Source organism: Kitasatospora sp. NPDC101108 (assembly GCF_055584725.1).
This window is the reverse complement of record NZ_JBVJLM010000012.1, coordinates 68,455-84,924: the sequence shown is the minus strand read 5'-3', so window position 1 is coordinate 84,924 and position 16,470 is coordinate 68,455. Positions and strand designations below refer to the sequence as shown.

The window sequence follows — 16,470 nt, the reverse complement described above, 5'->3', positions numbered from 1 at the left end:
TCAGTACCTCACTCTCGGGTCGACGTACGCGTACAGCACGTCGACCAGCAGGTTCGCGACGACGATGAAGGTGGCCGCGAGCAGGGTGACGCCGAGGATCACCGGCTGGTCGGAGCGCACCAGCGCGTCGTAGAAGAGCCGCCCGACGCCGGGCAGTCCGAAGATCGACTCGGTGATGACGGCGCCGGCCAGCAGCCCGCCGAGGTCCATCCCGAAGATGGTCAGGATCGGCGTCATCCCGGAGCGCAGTCCGTGCTTGACCGTCACCGTGCGCGGCGGCAGCCCCTTGGCCCGGGCGGTGCGGATGTACGGCTCGGCCATCGCCTCGATCATCGAGTTCCGGCTCTGCCGGGCGTACATGGCCGCGTACAGCAGGGCGAGGGCGATCCAGGGCAGCAGCAGGTTGGAGGCCCAGGCGACCGGGCCGTCGGTGAACGCGTGGTACGACGGGTAGGGCAGCAGCCCGGCCGTCCTGACCACGCCCCAGATCAGCATGATCGAGGTGAAGTAGACCGGCAGCGAGGCCGCCCCGACCGAGAACACCATCAGCGCCTTGTCGACGGCCTTGCCCTTGCGCAGCGCCGAGGTGACGCCCGCGCCCAGGCCGAGGACCAGCCAGAGCAGGGAGGCGCCGACGGCCAGCGAGACGGAGACCGGCAGGCGGTCGGTGAGCAGCCCCCAGACCGGCAGCGAGTACTCGTAGGAGTAGCCGAGGCAGGGGAAGCCGCAGTGGGTGGCACCGGCTCCGGCGCCGTAGTCGCGTCCGGCGAAGATGCCGGTCACGTAGGTGGCGAACTGCTCCCAGACCGGCTTGTCCAGCCCCATCGCGGCCTTGACCTCGGCGACCCGCTCGGGACTGCAGGTCTTGCCGCAGGCGGCCACCGCCGGGTCGGCGGGCAGCAGGTAGAAGATGGTGAAGGTGATCGCGCAGATCGCCAGCAGGATGCCGAGCGCGCCGAGCAGCCGGCGGCCGAGGTAGAGGGTCACGACCGCCCTCCCCTGGGGTCGAGGTGGACGATCACGACCGGCCTCCCCGGGGGTCGAGGATGTCGCGCAGCGCGTCGCCGAGCAGGGTGAAGGCGAGCACGGCGAGGAACAGGAAGGCCGTCGGGATCAGGAAGTAGGTCGGGTCGGTCTCGTAGAAGCTGATGCTCTCGGCGATCATCTGGCCCCAGGAGGGGGTCGGCGGGCGCACGCCCACGCCGAGGTAGCTGAGCGCGGCCTCGGTGGCGATCATGCCGGGCACCAGCAGTGTGGTGTAGGCGATGACCGGGCCGGAGACGTTCGGGAGGATCTCCCGGGTGAGGATCCGCCAGGGGCGGGCGCCGCCGACCCTGGCGGCCTCGACGTACTCGCGGTGCTTGAGCGAGAGGGTCTGGCCGCGCACCACCCGGGCGATGCCGGGCCAGGTGAACAGCCCGATCACCAGGGTGATCAGCAGGATCCGGTTGACGTCCTTGGCCACCGACATCATCGAGATCATGAAGATCAGCGAGGGGAAGGACATGGTCAGGTCCATCAGCCGGGACAGCACGGTGTCGGTGCGCCCGCCGAAGTAGCCGGCCGCGATGCCCACCAGGGTGCCGGTGACCACCACCAGGGCGGTGGCCGTGAAGGCGATCAGCAGCGAGACCTGGCCGCCGTGCAGCACCCGGGCGAACAGGTCGCGCCCGGTGGCGGGTTCGACGCCCAGCCAGTGCCGGGTGCCGATGCCACCGAAGTCGCCGATCGGCTGGCCGCCCAGGTACGGGTCCACGGCGCGCTTGTCGAACTCCTCCGGGGTCCAGCCGCCGAGTTCGCTCAGCGGCTCGGCCAGGGCCGCGAGCAGGACCAGCAGGGCGACGGTGACCAGGGCGAAGCGGGCCGAGCCCTTGGCCCGGAGCTGGTCCCAGACCAGCCGCCAGGGTCCCCTGCCGGAACGTTTCGCCGGGGTCGGTGGCGCTTCGGCCGTAGTGGTTTCGAGGGTGGCGCTCATCGGACGGTCCCTCAGCCCTTGCCCTTGGAGGGGTCCTTGAGACCGATCGTGGCGAAGTCCCACTGACCGGTCCACACCGGGGAGCCGAACGCCCCGGCCACGTTCGTCCCGGCCAGCAGCGGGCGGCGCTGCCACAGCATCGGCACGGTGGGCGCCTTCTTCAGCAGGTCCTCGTTGAGCTGCTGCCACGCCTTGTTGGCCTCGGCGACGTCGGACATCGCGGTGATCCGGTCGATCCGCTCCGAGGTGGCCTGGTCGCGGAACTGCTCGACGTTGCCCTGATTGCCCTTCTCCTTGATGGTGCGGCCGTCGAAGACCTGCGGCAGGAAGGTCGCGCCGGACGGGTAGTCCGGACACCAGCCGAGGATGGCCAGGTCGGGAGCGTTCTTGGTGTCGCCGATGGTGTCGTAGTAGACGGACGGGTCGGCGGTGGTGATGGTGACCTGGATGCCGACCTTGGCCAGCGACTGCTGCAGCGCCTCGGCCCGGGTCTTGTCGCCGGTGGAGACGGTCAGCGAGACCTTGAGGTCGGTCCTGCCCGCGTCCTTGAGCAGCTGCTTGGCCTTCTCCGGGTCGCCGGTGGACGGGATCTTCAACGGGTCCAGCTTGGTGCCGCCGGTCAGCGCGGGCGGCAGGTAGGAGGTGGCCACGTCGCCCATCGCCGGACCGCCGTTCGCCGTCACCTGGGCGTCCCGGTCGACGGCGTACATCAGGGCCTCGCGCACATTGGGGTCGTCGAAGGGCGCCTTGGAGGTGTTGGGGTACAGCATGTCGGTGCAGCCCTGCTGCTCCGCGATCAGCCGGGACCGCACGTCCGCCTTGGGCAGCACCTTGGAGACGGACTCCGGTCGCAGGTTCATCCACTCGACCGAGGAGGCGTCGGCGCCGTCGCTGGCGATGATCCGGTCGTCCACCTGGCCGGCCTTGAGGCCCTGGGTGACCACGATCCTGTCCGGGTACGCCTTGCGCACCGGGTCGGTGGACCGGTCCCAGTTGGTGTTGCGGACCAGGACCAGCTGCTTGCCGCGGTCGTAGGTCTCGATCTTGTACGGCCCGGAGGAGAACGGCCGCAGGTCGTACTGGGGGCCCTTGTCCTGGGACTGCGGCACAGGGGCGAAGGTCGGCAGGGTCGCGGTGTACGAGAACTCGGCGACCGGGCGCCTGAGGTGGAAGACCACGGTCCGGTCGTCCGGGGTCTCGATGCTCGCCAGGTGCTCGCCGCTCAGCGGGCCCTTGTAGTTGTCGTCGTCGGCCAGGTACTGCTGGGCGTAGTCGGGGCCGCCGGTGAGGTCGGGGGCGAAGGAGCGCTCGACGTTGTACTTGATGTCGGCGGACTTGATCGGCGTGCCGTCCTCGTACTTGACGCCCTCCTTGAGGGTGAAGGTCCAGGTCTTGCCGCCGTCCGAGGGCCGGCCGAGGTCGGTGGCGAGGTCCGGGACGATCTCGCTGCCCGCGGCGCCCGGCTCGGCCTTGAAGGTGACCAGGGTGCGGTAGAGCAGCCGGATGCCGAAGTCCATGTTCGGCATGGTCCAGTTGCGGGCCGGGTCGAGGTGGGCGAAGTCCTGGTTGGACAGCACCGTCAGGGTGCCGCCCTTCACCGGGGTGCCGCCGACGATCGTCCCGGACTCGGCGCCGGGGGCCCGGGTGCTTCCGGCCGCGGCCTCGGCGCCGCCGCTGTCGCTCTTGTCGTTCTTGCAGGCCCCGAGGCCGAGGGTGAGGGCCGCCGCGAGGGCGGTGGCGAGGATGGCATGGGTGCGCCTGGTCATGTGGCAACTCCGCTGTGGGGGGCCTGCGTTGGCCGGCCCTGGGCCTGGTTCGGTCGCGCGGCTCGGCTCTGGCCGCACCGCCGTGTGACCCGTAACATAGTAATGTGAAATTGCACTGCACAAGAGGTGGCGACCGCCGTTACCCAGCTGTGTCCGTGCGCCCCAGCTGCCCACCCCCGCCTAGGAGTTCACCGGTGACCCTCCCGCAGCCCGGACTCACCACCGGAAGCCATGACCTCCCGGTCTCCCCCGCCCTGGACGCCTTCATGGCCGCCCACTGGGCCGCCACCCCGCTCCCCGCCGACCGACGCGTCCCCGGGTACGACCGCTTCCCCGGCCGCCGCGCCCGACTCTCCGCCGCCTTCCCCGGCGAACGCCTCATCGTCCCGGCCGGGCGGCTCAAGGTCCGCTGCAACGACCTCGACCACCGCTTCCGCCCGCACAGCGCGTACGTCTGGCTCACCGGGCTCACCGGCGAGGACCAGGCCGACCACGTCCTCGTCCTCGAACCGGCCGGCGCCGCCGGGCACGAACCGGTGCTCTACGTCCGGCCCCGCTCCCCGCGCGACGGCGGCGAGTTCTACCGCGACCGCCGCTACGGCGAGTTCTGGGTCGGCCGCCGCCCCGACCTCGCCGAGGCCGCCCAGCTCACCGGCCTGCGCACCGAACACCTCGACGACCTGGGCAAGTTGCTCACCGGCCCGCAGCCGCCCACCCGGGTACTGGTCGGCACCGACCCCTTCGTCGACTCTGCGCTCGACCTGGACGGCGACTCGCTGCGGAACGGCGAACTCGCCGCCGTGCTCTCCGAGTTGCGGCTGATCAAGGACACCTGGGAGGTCCAGCAGCTGCAACTCGCCGTCGACCACACCGTCAGCGGCTTCGAGGACGTCGTCCGCGCGCTGCCCACCGCCCTGCGCCACCACCGCGGCGAACGCTGGATCGAGGGCGTCTTCGACCTGCGCGCCCGCGCCGAGGGCAACGGCCCCAGCTACACCACCATCGCCGCCTCCGGCGCCCACGCCTGCGTCCTGCACTGGATCCGCAACGACGGCGCCCTCGACCCGGACGCCCTGCTCCTGCTCGACGCCGGCGTCGAGACCGACACCCTCTACGCCGCCGACATCACCCGGACCCTCCCCCTCGGCGGCACCTTCACCCCCGTCCAACGCCAGGCCTACGAACTCGTCCTCGCCGCCCAGAGCGCCGGCATCGCCGCCCTGCGCCCCGGCGCCCGCTTCCGCGACTTCCACCGGGCCGCCATGCGCGTCATCGCCGAAGGCCTCGCCGACTGGGGCGTCCTGCGCGTCCCCGCCGAACAGGCCCTCGCCGAGGACAACGGCCTGTACCGCCGCTACACCCTCTGCGGCAGCGGCCACATGCTCGGCCTCGACTACCACGACTGCGCCAAGGCCCGCGCCGGCCGCTACGTCGACGGCACCCTGGAAGCGGGCATGGTCCTCACCGTCGAACCCGGCCTCTACCTCCAGCCCGACGACGAGACCCTCCCCCTGGAGCTGCGCGGCCTCGGCATCCGGATCGAGGACGACCTCGTCATCACCGAGGACGGCGCCCACCTGATGTCCAGCGCCCTCCCCCGCACGGTCAGCGACATCGAGTCCTGGATGGCGGACCTGCTCAGCTGAGGACGGTCGAGTGGACGATCAAGCCACCTTGATCGTCCGCTCCCCCTGGCGCACGGCCACCTCAACCTCCCCGCCGATCGCGGCAGCGTAGGCCCGGAGGTTGTCCAGGCTGTCCACCTGCCCGTGCTCGATCTGGGACACCCTGGCCTGACTGACCCCCATAAGCCCGGCAACCTCCTTCTGCGTCAGCCCGGCCGCCTTCCGCAGTTCGGCGAGCTCGTGCCCGCGAATCCGCGCCAGCGTGTCCTGTCGCATCCGCGCCCGCTCGGCCTCCGCCTCCGGCGAGGCCAACCACGGGTTGATCTGCTGCGCTTCGGCCCACACCTCGGTCCAACTACGGCCCTTCATGCGCGTGCTCCCTTGTCCTTCCCGCTGACGTACTGCTCATAGCGCGCCTCCGCCAGCGGGATATTGATGTCGTACCACCTGGACCAGTCCCCGTTCTTGTCACCGGCGACCAGGAAGATGGCTTCTCGCTCGGCATCGAAGACGAACAACATCCGAATCTCCGAGCGCCCCGCCGAGCCCGGCCGAAGTTCCTTCAAGTTGTGCAGCTTGCTCCCGTGAATCCGGTCCACAACCGGGCGCCCGAGCAGCGGCCCCCTCCTCTCCAGCAACATGATCGCGTGCGCGATCTGGTCGGCGGTCTGTGGATCTTTGACACAAATATCCAGGAACCAATCGTTCACCGGACCAAGAAGCGTGATCTCCCACATGAGACCAACTTAAGTTACCTCTTATACCTTACTGCGCGCTTTCCCGCTCGATCCACCCCTGCGAGCGACAACACGCCCCGCGCGGCGCGCGCCGGGCGCACTACCCCCGCGCGCTCCGCCACAGCTCCGCCACGATCTCCTCCGCTGGGCCCGTGCGGGCCAGCCGGTGGGCGGTGCCCGCCCAGAGGTGCATGGCGGTGGTGTCGGCACGGCGGGCGGCGGCGGCCCGCAGGGGCGCCGTGAGGTGGTGGACCTCGGGGTAGGCGGGCGGGGCGTACGGGCCGTGGCGGTCGATGAAGGCGTTGCGCAGGCCGCGGGCCGGGCGGCCGGTGAAGGCGCGGGTGACGACGGTCTCCGGCAGTTCGGTGAGCGCGGCCCGGTGGGCGGCCGAGGCGCCGGACTCGTCGGAGCGCAGCAGCGCCGTCCCCAGCTGCACCGCGACCGCCCCGGCCCGCAGCGCCGCCGCGACCGCCGCACCGTCGCCGAGTCCGCCCGCGGCGACCAGCGGCAGCGACGTCACCGCCCGTACGGCGGCCAGCAGTTCCAGCAGCGGCAGCTCCCCCGGCGGGTCCGCCGCCCGGTGGGTGCCGCGATGTCCGCCGGCCTCCGGGCCCTGCACGCACAGCGCGTCCATCCCGACCGACTGCGCCGCCCGCGCCTCGTCCGGCGTGGTGACGGTACCGACCTGCGTCGTCCCCGCCGCCCGCAGCGCCGCCGCCTCCTCGGCCGTCGGCAGCCCGAAGGTGTACGAGACCACCGGCACCGGGTCAGCGAGCAGCACGGCGAGCTTGGCCTCCCAGTCGTCCCGGTCCGGCCCGATCTCCTCCGGCAGTGCCACGCCCCACCGCTCGGCCTCCGGTCGCAGCCGCTCCCGGTAGGCCGCGACGGCCTCCGGATCCCCGGGCGGCCCCGGCACGAAGAGGTTCACCCCGTACGGCCGGTCGGTCGACTTCCGCAGGGCGGCGATCTGCTCGGCCATGCCCTCCGCGCTCCTGTAGCCCGCGGCCAGGAACCCCAGGCCGCCGGCCCGGTTCACCGCCGCCGCCAGCTCGGGCGTCGAGGGCCCGCCCGCCATCGGGGCGCCGATCACCGGTACGGCGAGTTCGTCGAGACGCACGGCCATCGGGGACTCCTCCCACTCCTACGGGTGTCCCACTCACCCTACGCTCGGCGGATCAGCCGCGGATCAGCCCCCGCCCGCGCGCCTCCCGCACCGCCGCCGTGCGCGACTCCACCCCCAACTTGGTGTAGATGTGCACCAGATGGGACTTCACCGTGGCCTGGCTCAGGTGCAGCCGCTGGCTGACCTGCTGGTTGGTCAACCCGTCCGCGACCAGCCCCAGCACCTCGGTCTCCCGCGCGCTGAGCGCCGCCGCGGGCGTCCGCATCCGCTCCAGCAGCCGGTCCGCGACGCTCGGCGCCAGCGCGCTGCGCCCCGCCGCGGCGGCCCGCACCGCCTGGGCCAGCTCCTCGGGCGGGGCGTCCTTGAGCAGGTAGCCGGTCGCGCCGGCCTCCAGCGCCGGCAGGGTGTCCGCGTCGCTGTCGTAGGTGGTGACCACCAGCACCCGCGGCGCGCCCGCCCTGGCGGTGATCGCCGCGGTGGCCTGGGCCCCGTTCATCGCCGAAGCGGGTCCGAACTGCAGGTCCATCAGGACCACGTCCACCTCCGGTCCGGCGGCCAGCTCGACGGCCCGCTCGGCGGTCGCCGCCTCCGCCACGATGGCGAAGTCCGGCTCGCTCTCCAGCACCGCCCGCAGCCCGGCCCGCACCACCGGGTGGTCGTCGGCGATCAGCAGCCGGATCACGGCCCGACCTCCGGGGTGACGGGCAGCTGCACCGCCAGCGCGGTGCCCTCGCCGGGCGCCGACTCCACCGTGAAGCTGCCGCCGAGCGCCCGCGCCCGGGCCCGCATCGAGGGCAGCCCGAAGCCGCCGTCCCCGCCGGTGCGGCCGGCCACCGCCGCCGGGTCGAACCCCGCCCCGTCGTCGAACACGTCCAACGCCACCTCACCCTCCATGTAGCTGAGTGTCACCTCGGCCCGCGTGGCCTTCGCGTGCCGCACCGTGTTGCCGAGCGCCGACTGCGCGATCCGCAGCAGCGCCACCTCCTGCGCGGCCGGCAGCCGGACCGGGTCCCCGGAGACGTGCAGGTGGACGGGCAGCGCGCCGTGCGCCGTGGTGGTCGCGCACAGCCGCTCCAGCGCGACCGGCAGCGGATCGCCGTCCAGCGCGGGCGGGGTCAGCGCCCGGACGAACCGCCGCGCCTCGTCCAGGTTGTCCTGGGCGGCCTGCCGCGCCTGCTCCACGTACCCGGCCGCGGCCTCGGTGCGCTCGGGCAGCGCCCGCTGGGCGGCCCGCAGCAGCAGCTGGATGGAGCTGAGGCTCTGCGCGAGGGTGTCGTGGATCTCCCGGGCGAGGCGCTCGCGCTCGGCGAGCACCCCGGCCGCGTGGTGGGCGGCGGCGGCGTCGGCGCGGGCCGCGGTCAGCTCGTCGATCAAGCGGCGCCGCTCCTCGCTCTCCCGGTACAGCGCCTGGTAGCCGAGGACGGTGGCGGTGGCGACGGCCGCCCCGAGGGCGGGCCCGATCGAGGCGGCGAGGCCGAAGCTGTGCTGGTGCCAGGACCACGCGGCGATCGAGGCCGCGGCCGTCAGCCCGACCGCGGTCAGGCCGCTGCGCCGGCCGAGCAGGTGCAGTTCCAGGAAGTACAGCGGGAAGGCCAGCCACACCCCGTCCTGGGTGGCGACCAGCAGGCCCGCCCAGGTGACGCCGAGCAGAGCCAGCCAGAGCGCCGCGCCCCGGCGCGAGCCGCGGACGGCGGCCAGCCGGGGGCCGACGGCGTACACGGCGGCCATCGCCGAGGCGGCGGCTGCGACGGCGGCCGGATCGGCGCTGCGGTCGACGAGGGCGGAGCGGGCGACGGCGAGCGCCAGCAGGCCCGCCACGAGCAGGTGCAGGCAGATTTGGAGGACGCGGGCGACGGGGGTGGTTCTGGATCGTTCGGTCGCCATCCCTCCAGCCTAAGTTCCGCGCCCGGGGTCGGCATCAATCAAAAGGTTGAGCTCCGCCTCGGCCCTTCGATGCCCAGGATGCAACCCCCGGCGCGATGCCTGCCGGGCCCCCTTTCCCGGACCGTGTGACCATCACCCGTCTCATCCGCAGGAAGGCCCACCGTGTTCGTCGCCTGGAGGGACCTGAGGTTCGCCAAGGGGCGGTTCGCCCTGATGGGAACCGTCATCGTGCTGATCACCGTGCTGGTCGGCCTGCTGTCCGGGCTCACCGCCGGGCTCGGCCGGCAGAACATCTCCGCGATCACCGGCCTGCCCGCCGACCACCTGGTGTTCGCCGAGCCCGCCGACGGGCAGCCACTCTCCTTCACCGACTCCCAGCTCACCCCCGGCCAGTGGCAGGCCTGGGCGCACGAGCCCGGCGTGACCTCCGCCCAGCCGCTCGGCATCACCACCACCAAGGCCGCCGCGGGCACCCGCACCGCCGCGCTCTCCGCCTTCGGCGTCCCGGACGGTTCCGACCTCGCCCCGCAGGGCGCCCGGATCACCACCAGCCGGGCCGTGCTCTCCACCAGCGCCGCCGAGAAGCTCGGAAACCTCACCGCCGGCGCCGACTTCACCATGGCCGGGCACCACCTCACCGTCGCCGCCGTCGAGGGCGACGCCGCGTACAGCCACACCCCGGTGATCTGGACCAGCCTCACCGACTGGCAGCAGTTCGCCCCCGGCGGCACCGGCCACGCCACCGTCATCGCCCTGCGCACCACCGCGGGCGCCGACCTCGCCGCCGCCGACAGCCGCCTCGGCACCGAGACCCGGACCAGGGACGACGCCCTCGCCGCGATCGGCTCCTACACCTCCGAGAACGGCTCCCTCCAGCTGATGCGCGGCTTCCTGTTCGCCATCTCGGCCCTGGTGATCGGCGCCTTCTTCACCGTCTGGACGATCCAACGCAGCGGCGACATCGCGGTGTTGAAGGCCCTCGGCGCCTCCACCCGCTACCTGCTGCGCGACGCCCTCGGCCAGGCCGTCCTGCTGCTGCTCCTCGGCACGGCCGTCGGCACCGCGATCGCCCTCGGCGCCGGCTCACTGATCGGCTCCGCCGTCCCCTTCGTCCTGGACGCCCCGACCCTGCTGCTGCCCGCCGCGGTCATGATCGCCCTCGGCGCGGTCGGCGCGGCCCTGTCCATCCGCCGGATCACCTCCGTCGACCCGCTGACCGCCCTGGGGAGCGCCCGATGAGCCTGACCCTCGACCGCATCACGTTGACCTACCCGGACGGCGACGACCGGCTGACCGCCCTGGACGAGGTCTCCCTGACCGTCCCCAAGGGCTCGCTCACGGCCGTCGTCGGTCCGTCCGGCTCCGGCAAGTCCAGCCTGCTGGCGGTCGCCGCGACCCTGATCGGCCCGGACTCCGGGCGGGTGGTGGTGGACGGCACCGACACGGCGGGCCTCGGTCGCGCCGAGCTCACCGCCCTGCGCCGCACCAAGATCGGCATCGTCTTCCAGCAGGCCAACCTGCTGCCCTCGCTCACCGCCGTCGAACAGCTCCAGGTGATGGCCCACCTCGACGGCCGCTCGCCGCGCAGTGCCCTCCCCCGTGCCCTGGAACTCCTCGACGCCGTCGGCCTGCGCGACCAGGCCCACCGCCGCCCGCACCAGCTCTCCGGCGGACAGCGCCAGCGGGTCAACATCGCCCGGGCCCTGATGAACGACCCCACGGTCCTGCTGGTGGACGAGCCGACCAGCGCCCTCGACCACGAACGCGGGGCGGCGGTACTGGAGTTGATCACCGAGCTCACCCACCAGCGGGCCACCGCGACCGTCCTGGTCACCCACGACCGCACCCACCTGACGGCGGTGGACCAGATCGCCGAGGTCCACGACGGCCGGCTGGCCCTCCCCGCGGCGTTCTGAACTACTTCTTGGCAGCGAGCACGTCGTCCACCGAAAGCGTCACCGTTGCCCCGATCGATTGGGGCAACGTGAACGACTGCCCGAACGAGTGGTTTAACCCCTACCGGGCCCGCAGTCGCAGTGCCGGCCGCTCCGCCTCCGCCGCCTCGTCCTGGCCTGCCCACAGCGAGCGCACGTGGCTGAGGTGCCGGGTCATGCAGGCCTCGGCCGCCTCCGCGTCGCCGCTGAGCATCAGGTCCAGCAGCTCCACGTGCTCCTCCGCCGAGGAGACCAGCTGCCCCTGCTCGTCCAGGCGCGTCAGCCCGTACAGCCGGGAGCGCTTGCGCAGGTCCCCGACCACGTCCACCAGGCGCGCGTTGCCCGCCAGCCCCAGCAGGTCGAGGTGGAACTGCCGGTCCGCCTCCAGGTAGCCGATCAGGTCGTGCTTGCGGGCGGCCGCGACGATCGCCTCGGCCTGGGGGCGCAGCCGCTCCAGCTGCTCCTTGGTCGCGGTGCGGGTGACCCGGCCGACGGTCGGGACCTCGATCAGGGCGCGGATCTCGGTGTAGTCGTCGAGGTCGCGCTCGGTCAGCTCGGTGACCCGGAAGCCCTTGTTGCGAACGGCCTCCACCAGCCCTTCCCGGGCGAGATCGAGCATGGCCTCGCGCACCGGGGTCGCGGAGACGCCGAAGTCGGCGGCGAGCGCGGGGGCGGAGTAGACCACGCCGGGGCGCAGTTCGCCGGAGATGAGGGCCGCCCGGAGGGCGTGGGCGACCTGGTCGCGGAGCCGCTCCTGCACGGAGATCAGGGTGCGGGATTTGAGCTCGGCCATGGTGTTCCTCCGGGTGGGTGCAGAACACCAGCGTACAATGTCACGTTACGTTGAGCGTGCAACAGTCCGGGAAACGAACATTCCGTCAAACACGTCACGCCCGTCGACCCCGCCAGAGGCCATGGTGACAGCGGCCGCCGGCCGTGACAACGGCCGGCGGCCCCCCATCTGCCACCGCGCGCGACGACTACGCCCCGCGGAACTGCCCCACCAGCGCCGTCAGGCGTAGCCGGCGTCCAGGTACGTCCCGGCCATGGCCTGCCCCATCGGGCCGAGTCCGATCACCGTCACGGACCGCTTCGCCTGCTGCTCGGTGGACACAGGGATTCCCCTCCTCTGGAACGAACGCTCTATCCGGCGCCGACGGCGACGCTGGCACAACTCTGGAACGAACGCTCTACTCAGAACCTCGGCTAGGATTCGGCCCGTGAAGACCGCCGAGAAAACCGCTGAGAAGACCGCCGAGAAGACCAGCAGCGTCGGCACCCGCGAGCGGATCGTCCGGGCCACCTCCCGGCTGCTGCAGCGGCAGGGCTACGAGGGCACCGGGATCAAGCAGATCTCCCGCGAGGCCCAGGCCACCCTCGGCTCCGTCTACCACTTCTTCCCGGGCGGGAAGCAGGAGTTGGCGGCCGAGGCGATCCGGCACGGGGACCAGGAGTTCGCCGTCATCCTGCGCGCCGGCCTCGGCTCCGCCGAGGACCTGACCGAGGCGGTCACCACCTGCACCACCCTGCTCGCCACCGAACTGCGCACCTCCGACTGGCAGGACGGCTGCCCGATCACCACCACCGCTCTGGAGACCGTCGGCCGCGCCCCGGTGATCGAGCAGGCCGTGACCGAGGCCTTCGCCAACTGGCGGGCCATCGTGGAGGAACGGCTGCGCGCCGCCGGCATCGGCCCGGAGGACGCCCGCGAACTGGCCGGCACCGTCATCAACACCCTGGAGGGCGCCGAACTCGCCGCCCAGGTCGCCCGCAGCGAGGAGCCGCTGCACATCGCCGGCCGCCACCTCGCCCGGCTGCTCGCCACCTACCGGCCCTGAGAGCACAGAAGGAGCCGGCCCGGTGGGGGATCCCTTCCCACCGGGCCGGCTCCGGCTCCGCGACCCTGCCGCTGCCCAAGGCAGTTGACCCACGCGCTACGGCGACCGGTGCCACCCGGCCCGGTACACCTCGGCCGCCACGGCCAGGTCCTCCCAGGCCATCCCGACGCTCTTGAAGAACCGCGGCCGCCCCTCCGGCACCAGCGCGTCGCCACGCACCAGCTCGGCCAGGTTCCACAACTGCCGTCCGCCGACGCCCGCCATCAGCAGGTCCCCGGCCTCGCGGGCCGCGACCGTCCGCGCCTCGACGTACAGCTCGGCCCGGCCGACCAGCACCTCGTCCACCTCCCGCGCCTCCGGCTCGTGCGAACCGACCGCCGCGACGGCGGCGTGGGCGGGCACCAGCGCGCCGTCGAACAGCGGGGTGCGCGCGGTCGTGCAGCACACCAGGATGTCCGCCCGCCCGACCGCCTCCGGCCCGCCTACGTCGGCCGCGAGCCCGAGACCCCGCCCGTACTCCACCACCGCGGAAGCCCGCCCGGGATCGCGCGCCACCACGGTCAGCCGGGTCAGCGGCCGCACCGCGAGCAGCGCGTCCAGGTGCCCGTACGCCTGCGGCCCGGAGCCGAACACCACCAGGTGCTCGGCCTCCGGCGCCGCAAGCCGCGCCAGCGCCGCCGCCGTCACGGCGGGCGTGCGCAGGGCCGTGAGGGCCGCGCCGTCCAGCACGGCCAGCGGCTGGAGCGTCGGCCCGTCCAGCAGCAGGTAGCTGCCGGTGATCCGGGGCAGCCCGCGCGCCGGGTTGTCCGGTGCGACCCCGGCGATCTTGACGCCCGCGTACGGCCCGGCGGCGGCCGGCATCAGCAGCAGCTCCCCGGCCGGCACCGGTACGGCCGACCGGGCGGGCGCCGCCTCCGGGTCCAGCCCGTCCAGCAGCACCCGCTCGATCGCCCGCACCGCCCCGGCGGGCTCGACCCCGCCGGTGCCCGGCACGGTGTACTGGAGCGGCTCAGCCCCCGTACCGGGCAGCACAACAGCGCCGAGCGGTCCGGCACCCGGCAGCCCGGCACCCGGCAACGCCGCGCCCGACGGCCCGGCACCGGGCCTCCCCGCACCGGCCGGCCCGGCAGCAGGAGCTCCGGCGCCGGGCAGCGCAGCGCCACTCACAGCAGGAACCCCGTCCCGAGCGAGTCCCCCGGCTCCAGCACGAACCGGTGGTCCCCGGTGCGGAACGCCACCCCGCCGACCTCGGTGACGATCCCGTCCCCCAGCGGGTCGCCGCCGGCCACCGCCCGACCGGTGAACACCGTGCCGGTGATCGACTCGTGCAGCAGCTCCTCCCCGGGCGCGAGCCGCCCCTCGGCGACCAGCACCGCGAGGCGGGCGGAGGTCCCGGATCCGCAGGGCGAGCGGTCGATCTGCCCGTCCGCGAAGACGGTGACGTTCCGCTGGACCAGGGCCCGCCCCTCCGAGGGGAGTTCGTCGTACAGCACGACGCCGTACACCCCCGACAGCCGCGGGTCCGCCGGGTGTGAGACCTCCTCGGCGCCGGCCAGCAGCTCCCTGATCTCCCGCCCCACAGCGGTGAGTTCGGGGAGCTGCTCGGCCGACACCGCCAGGCCCAGCGAAGCCGCCGGCACCGAGACGTAGCACGCCCCGGCGTGTGCCACGGCGACCTCCACCACCCCGCGCGAGGTGGCCAGCGGCAGCTTCAGGGCGCTGACCCGGCTGGGCACGTTGCGGAAGGTGACCCCGGTGGTGCGCCCGCCCGCCCGGTGGACCAGCGCGGTGACCCGACCCGAGGGCACGTCGATCCGCACCCGGGCCACGCCGTCCTCAGGGGCCGGGACCAGCCCGGAGTCGACGGCCCAGGCACCGAGCGCGATGGTGCCGTGCCCGCAGGCGGTCGAGTAGCCGTCCTTGTGCCAGAACAGCACGCCCAGGTGCGCCTCCTCGTCGTCCGGAGGCACCAGGAACCCGCCGTACATCCCGGCGTGCCCGCGCGGCTCCCGGACGAGCAGCCGGCGGATCTCGTCCAGGGCGCTCGGCCGGGGCGCGGTCGCACTGCCGCCCGCGCCGATCGCGATGGCCCGCCGCTCGGCGACGCTGTCACCGGGGATCGGGGGCGCCCCGTCCAGCACGATCCGGAACGGCTCCCCGGCCGTGTGGTAGTCGACGGTGCGGACGTGGAGCATCACAGGCCCCCGCCCGGCAGGACGCTGACCGTCCGGCTGGCCGTGTAGAACTCCAGTGCCGCCCGGCCCTGTTCGCGCTCGCCGTGGCTCGCGCCCTTGGTGCCGCCGAACGGCAGGTGGAAATCGACGCCGCTGGACGGGGCGTTGACCCGGATCATGCCCGCGTCCAGCCGGTCGGCGGCGGCCAGTGCCGCGTCCAGGCTGCGGGTGTGCACCGAGGTGGCGAGGCTGTGCGGGGTGTCGTTGGCGAGCGCGATGGCCTCGTCCAGGTCGGCCGCGGCGTGCAGCACCGCCACCGGGCCGAAGAACTCCTCACGCGCCAGCGGGTGTTGGGCGGGCACCTCGGCGAGCAGGGTCGGCTCGACGTACCAGCCGGCCCGCTCGGGCACCCCGCCGCCGACCAGGACGCTCGCCCCGGCCTCGACGGCCGAGGAGACCGCCCCGACCATCCGCTCCCGCGCGGCGGCGTTGACCACCGGCCCGCACACCGAATCGTCCACCGCCGCAAGGGCCTTGACCAGCGCCTCCCGCAACGGCTGGTACGCCGCACCCACCGCGATCACCCGGCTGGTGGCGGTGCACTTCTGCCCGGCGTACCCGGCGATCGCGGCCGCGACGTGCCCGGCCGCCAGCTCCACGTCCGCGTCCGGCAGCACCAACGCCGCGTTCAGCCCGCCGAGTTCGGCCTGCACCGGCACCCCGCGCCCGGTGGCGGCCCGCACCACGGCCCGGCCGACCCCGGTCGAGCCGGTGAAGGACACCACGTCCGCCGCGTCGACCAGCGCCGCCCCCTCCTCGGCCCCGCCGGGCACCACCGTGAACACGTCCTCGGGCAGCGAGGCCCGCGAGACCAGCTCGGCCAGCCGAAGCGCGCACGCCGTCGCCTCCGGCGCGGGCTTGAGCACCGCCGTGTTCCCGACCGCCAGTGCCGGAGCGGCCTTCCAACTCGGGATCGCCAGCGGGAAGTTCCACGGCGCGATCAGCCCGGCCACCCCGTACGGCCGGCGCCGGGTGAGCAGCAGCCCCGGCCCGGCGGCGGTCTCGTGCACCGCCCCGGAAGGGTCGTACGGCGCCTGGGCGTAGTAGCGCCAGATCGCCGCCGTCCGGGCGACCTCCCCCCGCGCCTCGACGAGCGGCTTGCCGACCTCGCGCACGATCAGCGCGGCCAGCTCCTCCGCGTGCGCCTCGACCGCCTCGGCGATCCGGCCGAGCGCCGCCGAGCGGGCGCCCGCACCGGCCGCGAGCCAGTCGCCCTGCGCGGCCCGGGCCCGCCCGACGGCGGCCCGCACGGCCTCGGCGCCGGGCGCCTCGACGGCGACCACCAGGTCGGCCGGGTCGGCGGGGTTGTACGAGGTGATGCTCACAACTACCAGCCCTTCGGAGCGAGTTCACA

Annotated in this window: 16 protein-coding genes; 4 read left to right on the top strand and 12 right to left on the bottom strand. The window is 73.5% G+C overall.

Annotated elements, in window-relative coordinates; genetic code table 11:
• From ACZ6Z8_RS24920 to ACZ6Z8_RS24910, 3 genes are read right to left on the bottom strand one after another with little or no spacing between them, the layout of a single operon-like run.
• Nucleotides 1–987, bottom strand: a complete 987-nt coding sequence (locus tag ACZ6Z8_RS24920) for an ABC transporter permease (protein WP_465612287.1) — start codon at nt 985–987, stop codon at nt 1–3.
• 31 nt (nt 988–1,018) lie between these two features.
• A complete protein-coding gene (locus ACZ6Z8_RS24915) occupies nt 1,019–1,975 on the bottom strand; it encodes an ABC transporter permease (RefSeq protein ID WP_465612286.1) in 957 nt (318 codons plus the stop codon).
• Nucleotides 1,976–1,986: 11 nt separating this feature from the next.
• Nucleotides 1,987–3,741 (bottom strand): ABC transporter substrate-binding protein, encoded by a 1,755-nt coding sequence (locus ACZ6Z8_RS24910; protein ID WP_465612285.1) that lies wholly within the window; start codon nt 3,739–3,741, stop codon nt 1,987–1,989.
• A gap of 194 nt (nt 3,742–3,935) precedes the next feature.
• Between ACZ6Z8_RS24910 and ACZ6Z8_RS24905 the strand changes: the two genes are divergently transcribed.
• Nucleotides 3,936–5,387: an aminopeptidase P family protein gene (locus ACZ6Z8_RS24905; RefSeq protein ID WP_465612284.1), complete on the top strand. Its 1,452-nt coding sequence runs from the start codon at nt 3,936–3,938 to the stop codon at nt 5,385–5,387.
• Nucleotides 5,388–5,405: 18 nt separating this feature from the next.
• On the opposite strand, the gene ACZ6Z8_RS24900 is transcribed toward ACZ6Z8_RS24905, so the two are convergent.
• From ACZ6Z8_RS24900 to ACZ6Z8_RS24880, 5 genes are all read right to left on the bottom strand, one after another.
• Entirely contained in the window at nt 5,406–5,735 is a 330-nt protein-coding gene (locus ACZ6Z8_RS24900; protein ID WP_465612283.1) for a helix-turn-helix domain-containing protein, read from the bottom strand.
• Nucleotides 5,732–6,103, bottom strand: coding sequence for a type II toxin-antitoxin system RelE/ParE family toxin (locus ACZ6Z8_RS24895; protein ID WP_465612282.1), 372 nt, complete (start codon nt 6,101–6,103; stop codon nt 5,732–5,734). The genes ACZ6Z8_RS24900 and ACZ6Z8_RS24895 overlap by 4 nt, the downstream gene beginning before the upstream one ends.
• A 100-nt stretch (nt 6,104–6,203) precedes the next feature.
• Entirely contained in the window at nt 6,204–7,226 is a 1,023-nt protein-coding gene (locus tag ACZ6Z8_RS24890; protein ID WP_465612281.1) for a nitronate monooxygenase, read from the bottom strand.
• Nucleotides 7,227–7,278: 52 nt separating this feature from the next.
• On the bottom strand, nt 7,279–7,908 hold the full coding sequence (locus ACZ6Z8_RS24885) for a response regulator transcription factor (protein ID WP_465612280.1): 630 nt from the start codon (nt 7,906–7,908) through the stop codon (nt 7,279–7,281).
• Nucleotides 7,905–9,110, bottom strand: coding sequence for a sensor histidine kinase (locus ACZ6Z8_RS24880; protein ID WP_465612279.1), 1,206 nt, complete (start codon nt 9,108–9,110; stop codon nt 7,905–7,907). Before ACZ6Z8_RS24880 ends, ACZ6Z8_RS24885 begins: the two co-directional genes overlap by 4 nt.
• A 162-nt stretch (nt 9,111–9,272) precedes the next feature.
• On the opposite strand from ACZ6Z8_RS24880, the gene ACZ6Z8_RS24875 reads away from it, so the two are divergent.
• Both ACZ6Z8_RS24875 and ACZ6Z8_RS24870 read left to right on the top strand, forming a co-directional pair.
• Nucleotides 9,273–10,349 (top strand): ABC transporter permease, encoded by a 1,077-nt coding sequence (locus tag ACZ6Z8_RS24875; protein ID WP_465612278.1) that lies wholly within the window; start codon nt 9,273–9,275, stop codon nt 10,347–10,349.
• Entirely contained in the window at nt 10,346–11,026 is a 681-nt protein-coding gene (locus ACZ6Z8_RS24870) for an ABC transporter ATP-binding protein (RefSeq protein ID WP_465612277.1), read from the top strand. The genes ACZ6Z8_RS24875 and ACZ6Z8_RS24870 overlap by 4 nt, the downstream gene beginning before the upstream one ends.
• Before the next feature lie 100 nt (nt 11,027–11,126).
• Here the strand turns inward: ACZ6Z8_RS24870 and ACZ6Z8_RS24865 are convergent, their stop codons facing one another.
• A complete protein-coding gene (locus tag ACZ6Z8_RS24865) occupies nt 11,127–11,837 on the bottom strand; it encodes a GntR family transcriptional regulator (RefSeq protein WP_465612276.1) in 711 nt (236 codons plus the stop codon).
• 427 nt (nt 11,838–12,264) lie between these two features.
• On the opposite strand from ACZ6Z8_RS24865, the gene ACZ6Z8_RS24860 reads away from it, so the two are divergent.
• Entirely contained in the window at nt 12,265–12,882 is a 618-nt protein-coding gene (locus tag ACZ6Z8_RS24860; protein ID WP_465612275.1) for a TetR/AcrR family transcriptional regulator, read from the top strand.
• Nucleotides 12,883–12,978: 96 nt separating this feature from the next.
• On the opposite strand, the gene ACZ6Z8_RS24855 is transcribed toward ACZ6Z8_RS24860, so the two are convergent.
• The 3 genes from ACZ6Z8_RS24855 to ACZ6Z8_RS24845 are packed head-to-tail and all read right to left on the bottom strand — an operon-like array spanning nt 12,979 to nt 16,441.
• Complete coding sequence (locus ACZ6Z8_RS24855; RefSeq protein WP_465612274.1) at nt 12,979–14,049, bottom strand: ornithine cyclodeaminase family protein; 1,071 nt, start codon at nt 14,047–14,049, stop codon at nt 12,979–12,981.
• Nucleotides 14,046–15,077, bottom strand: coding sequence for a proline racemase family protein (locus tag ACZ6Z8_RS24850; protein WP_465612273.1), 1,032 nt, complete (start codon nt 15,075–15,077; stop codon nt 14,046–14,048). The genes ACZ6Z8_RS24855 and ACZ6Z8_RS24850 overlap by 4 nt, the downstream gene beginning before the upstream one ends.
• Nucleotides 15,077–16,441 (bottom strand): aldehyde dehydrogenase family protein, encoded by a 1,365-nt coding sequence (locus ACZ6Z8_RS24845; protein WP_465612272.1) that lies wholly within the window; start codon nt 16,439–16,441, stop codon nt 15,077–15,079. Before ACZ6Z8_RS24845 ends, ACZ6Z8_RS24850 begins: the two co-directional genes overlap by 1 nt.
• Nucleotides 16,442–16,470: the final 29 nt, after the last annotated feature.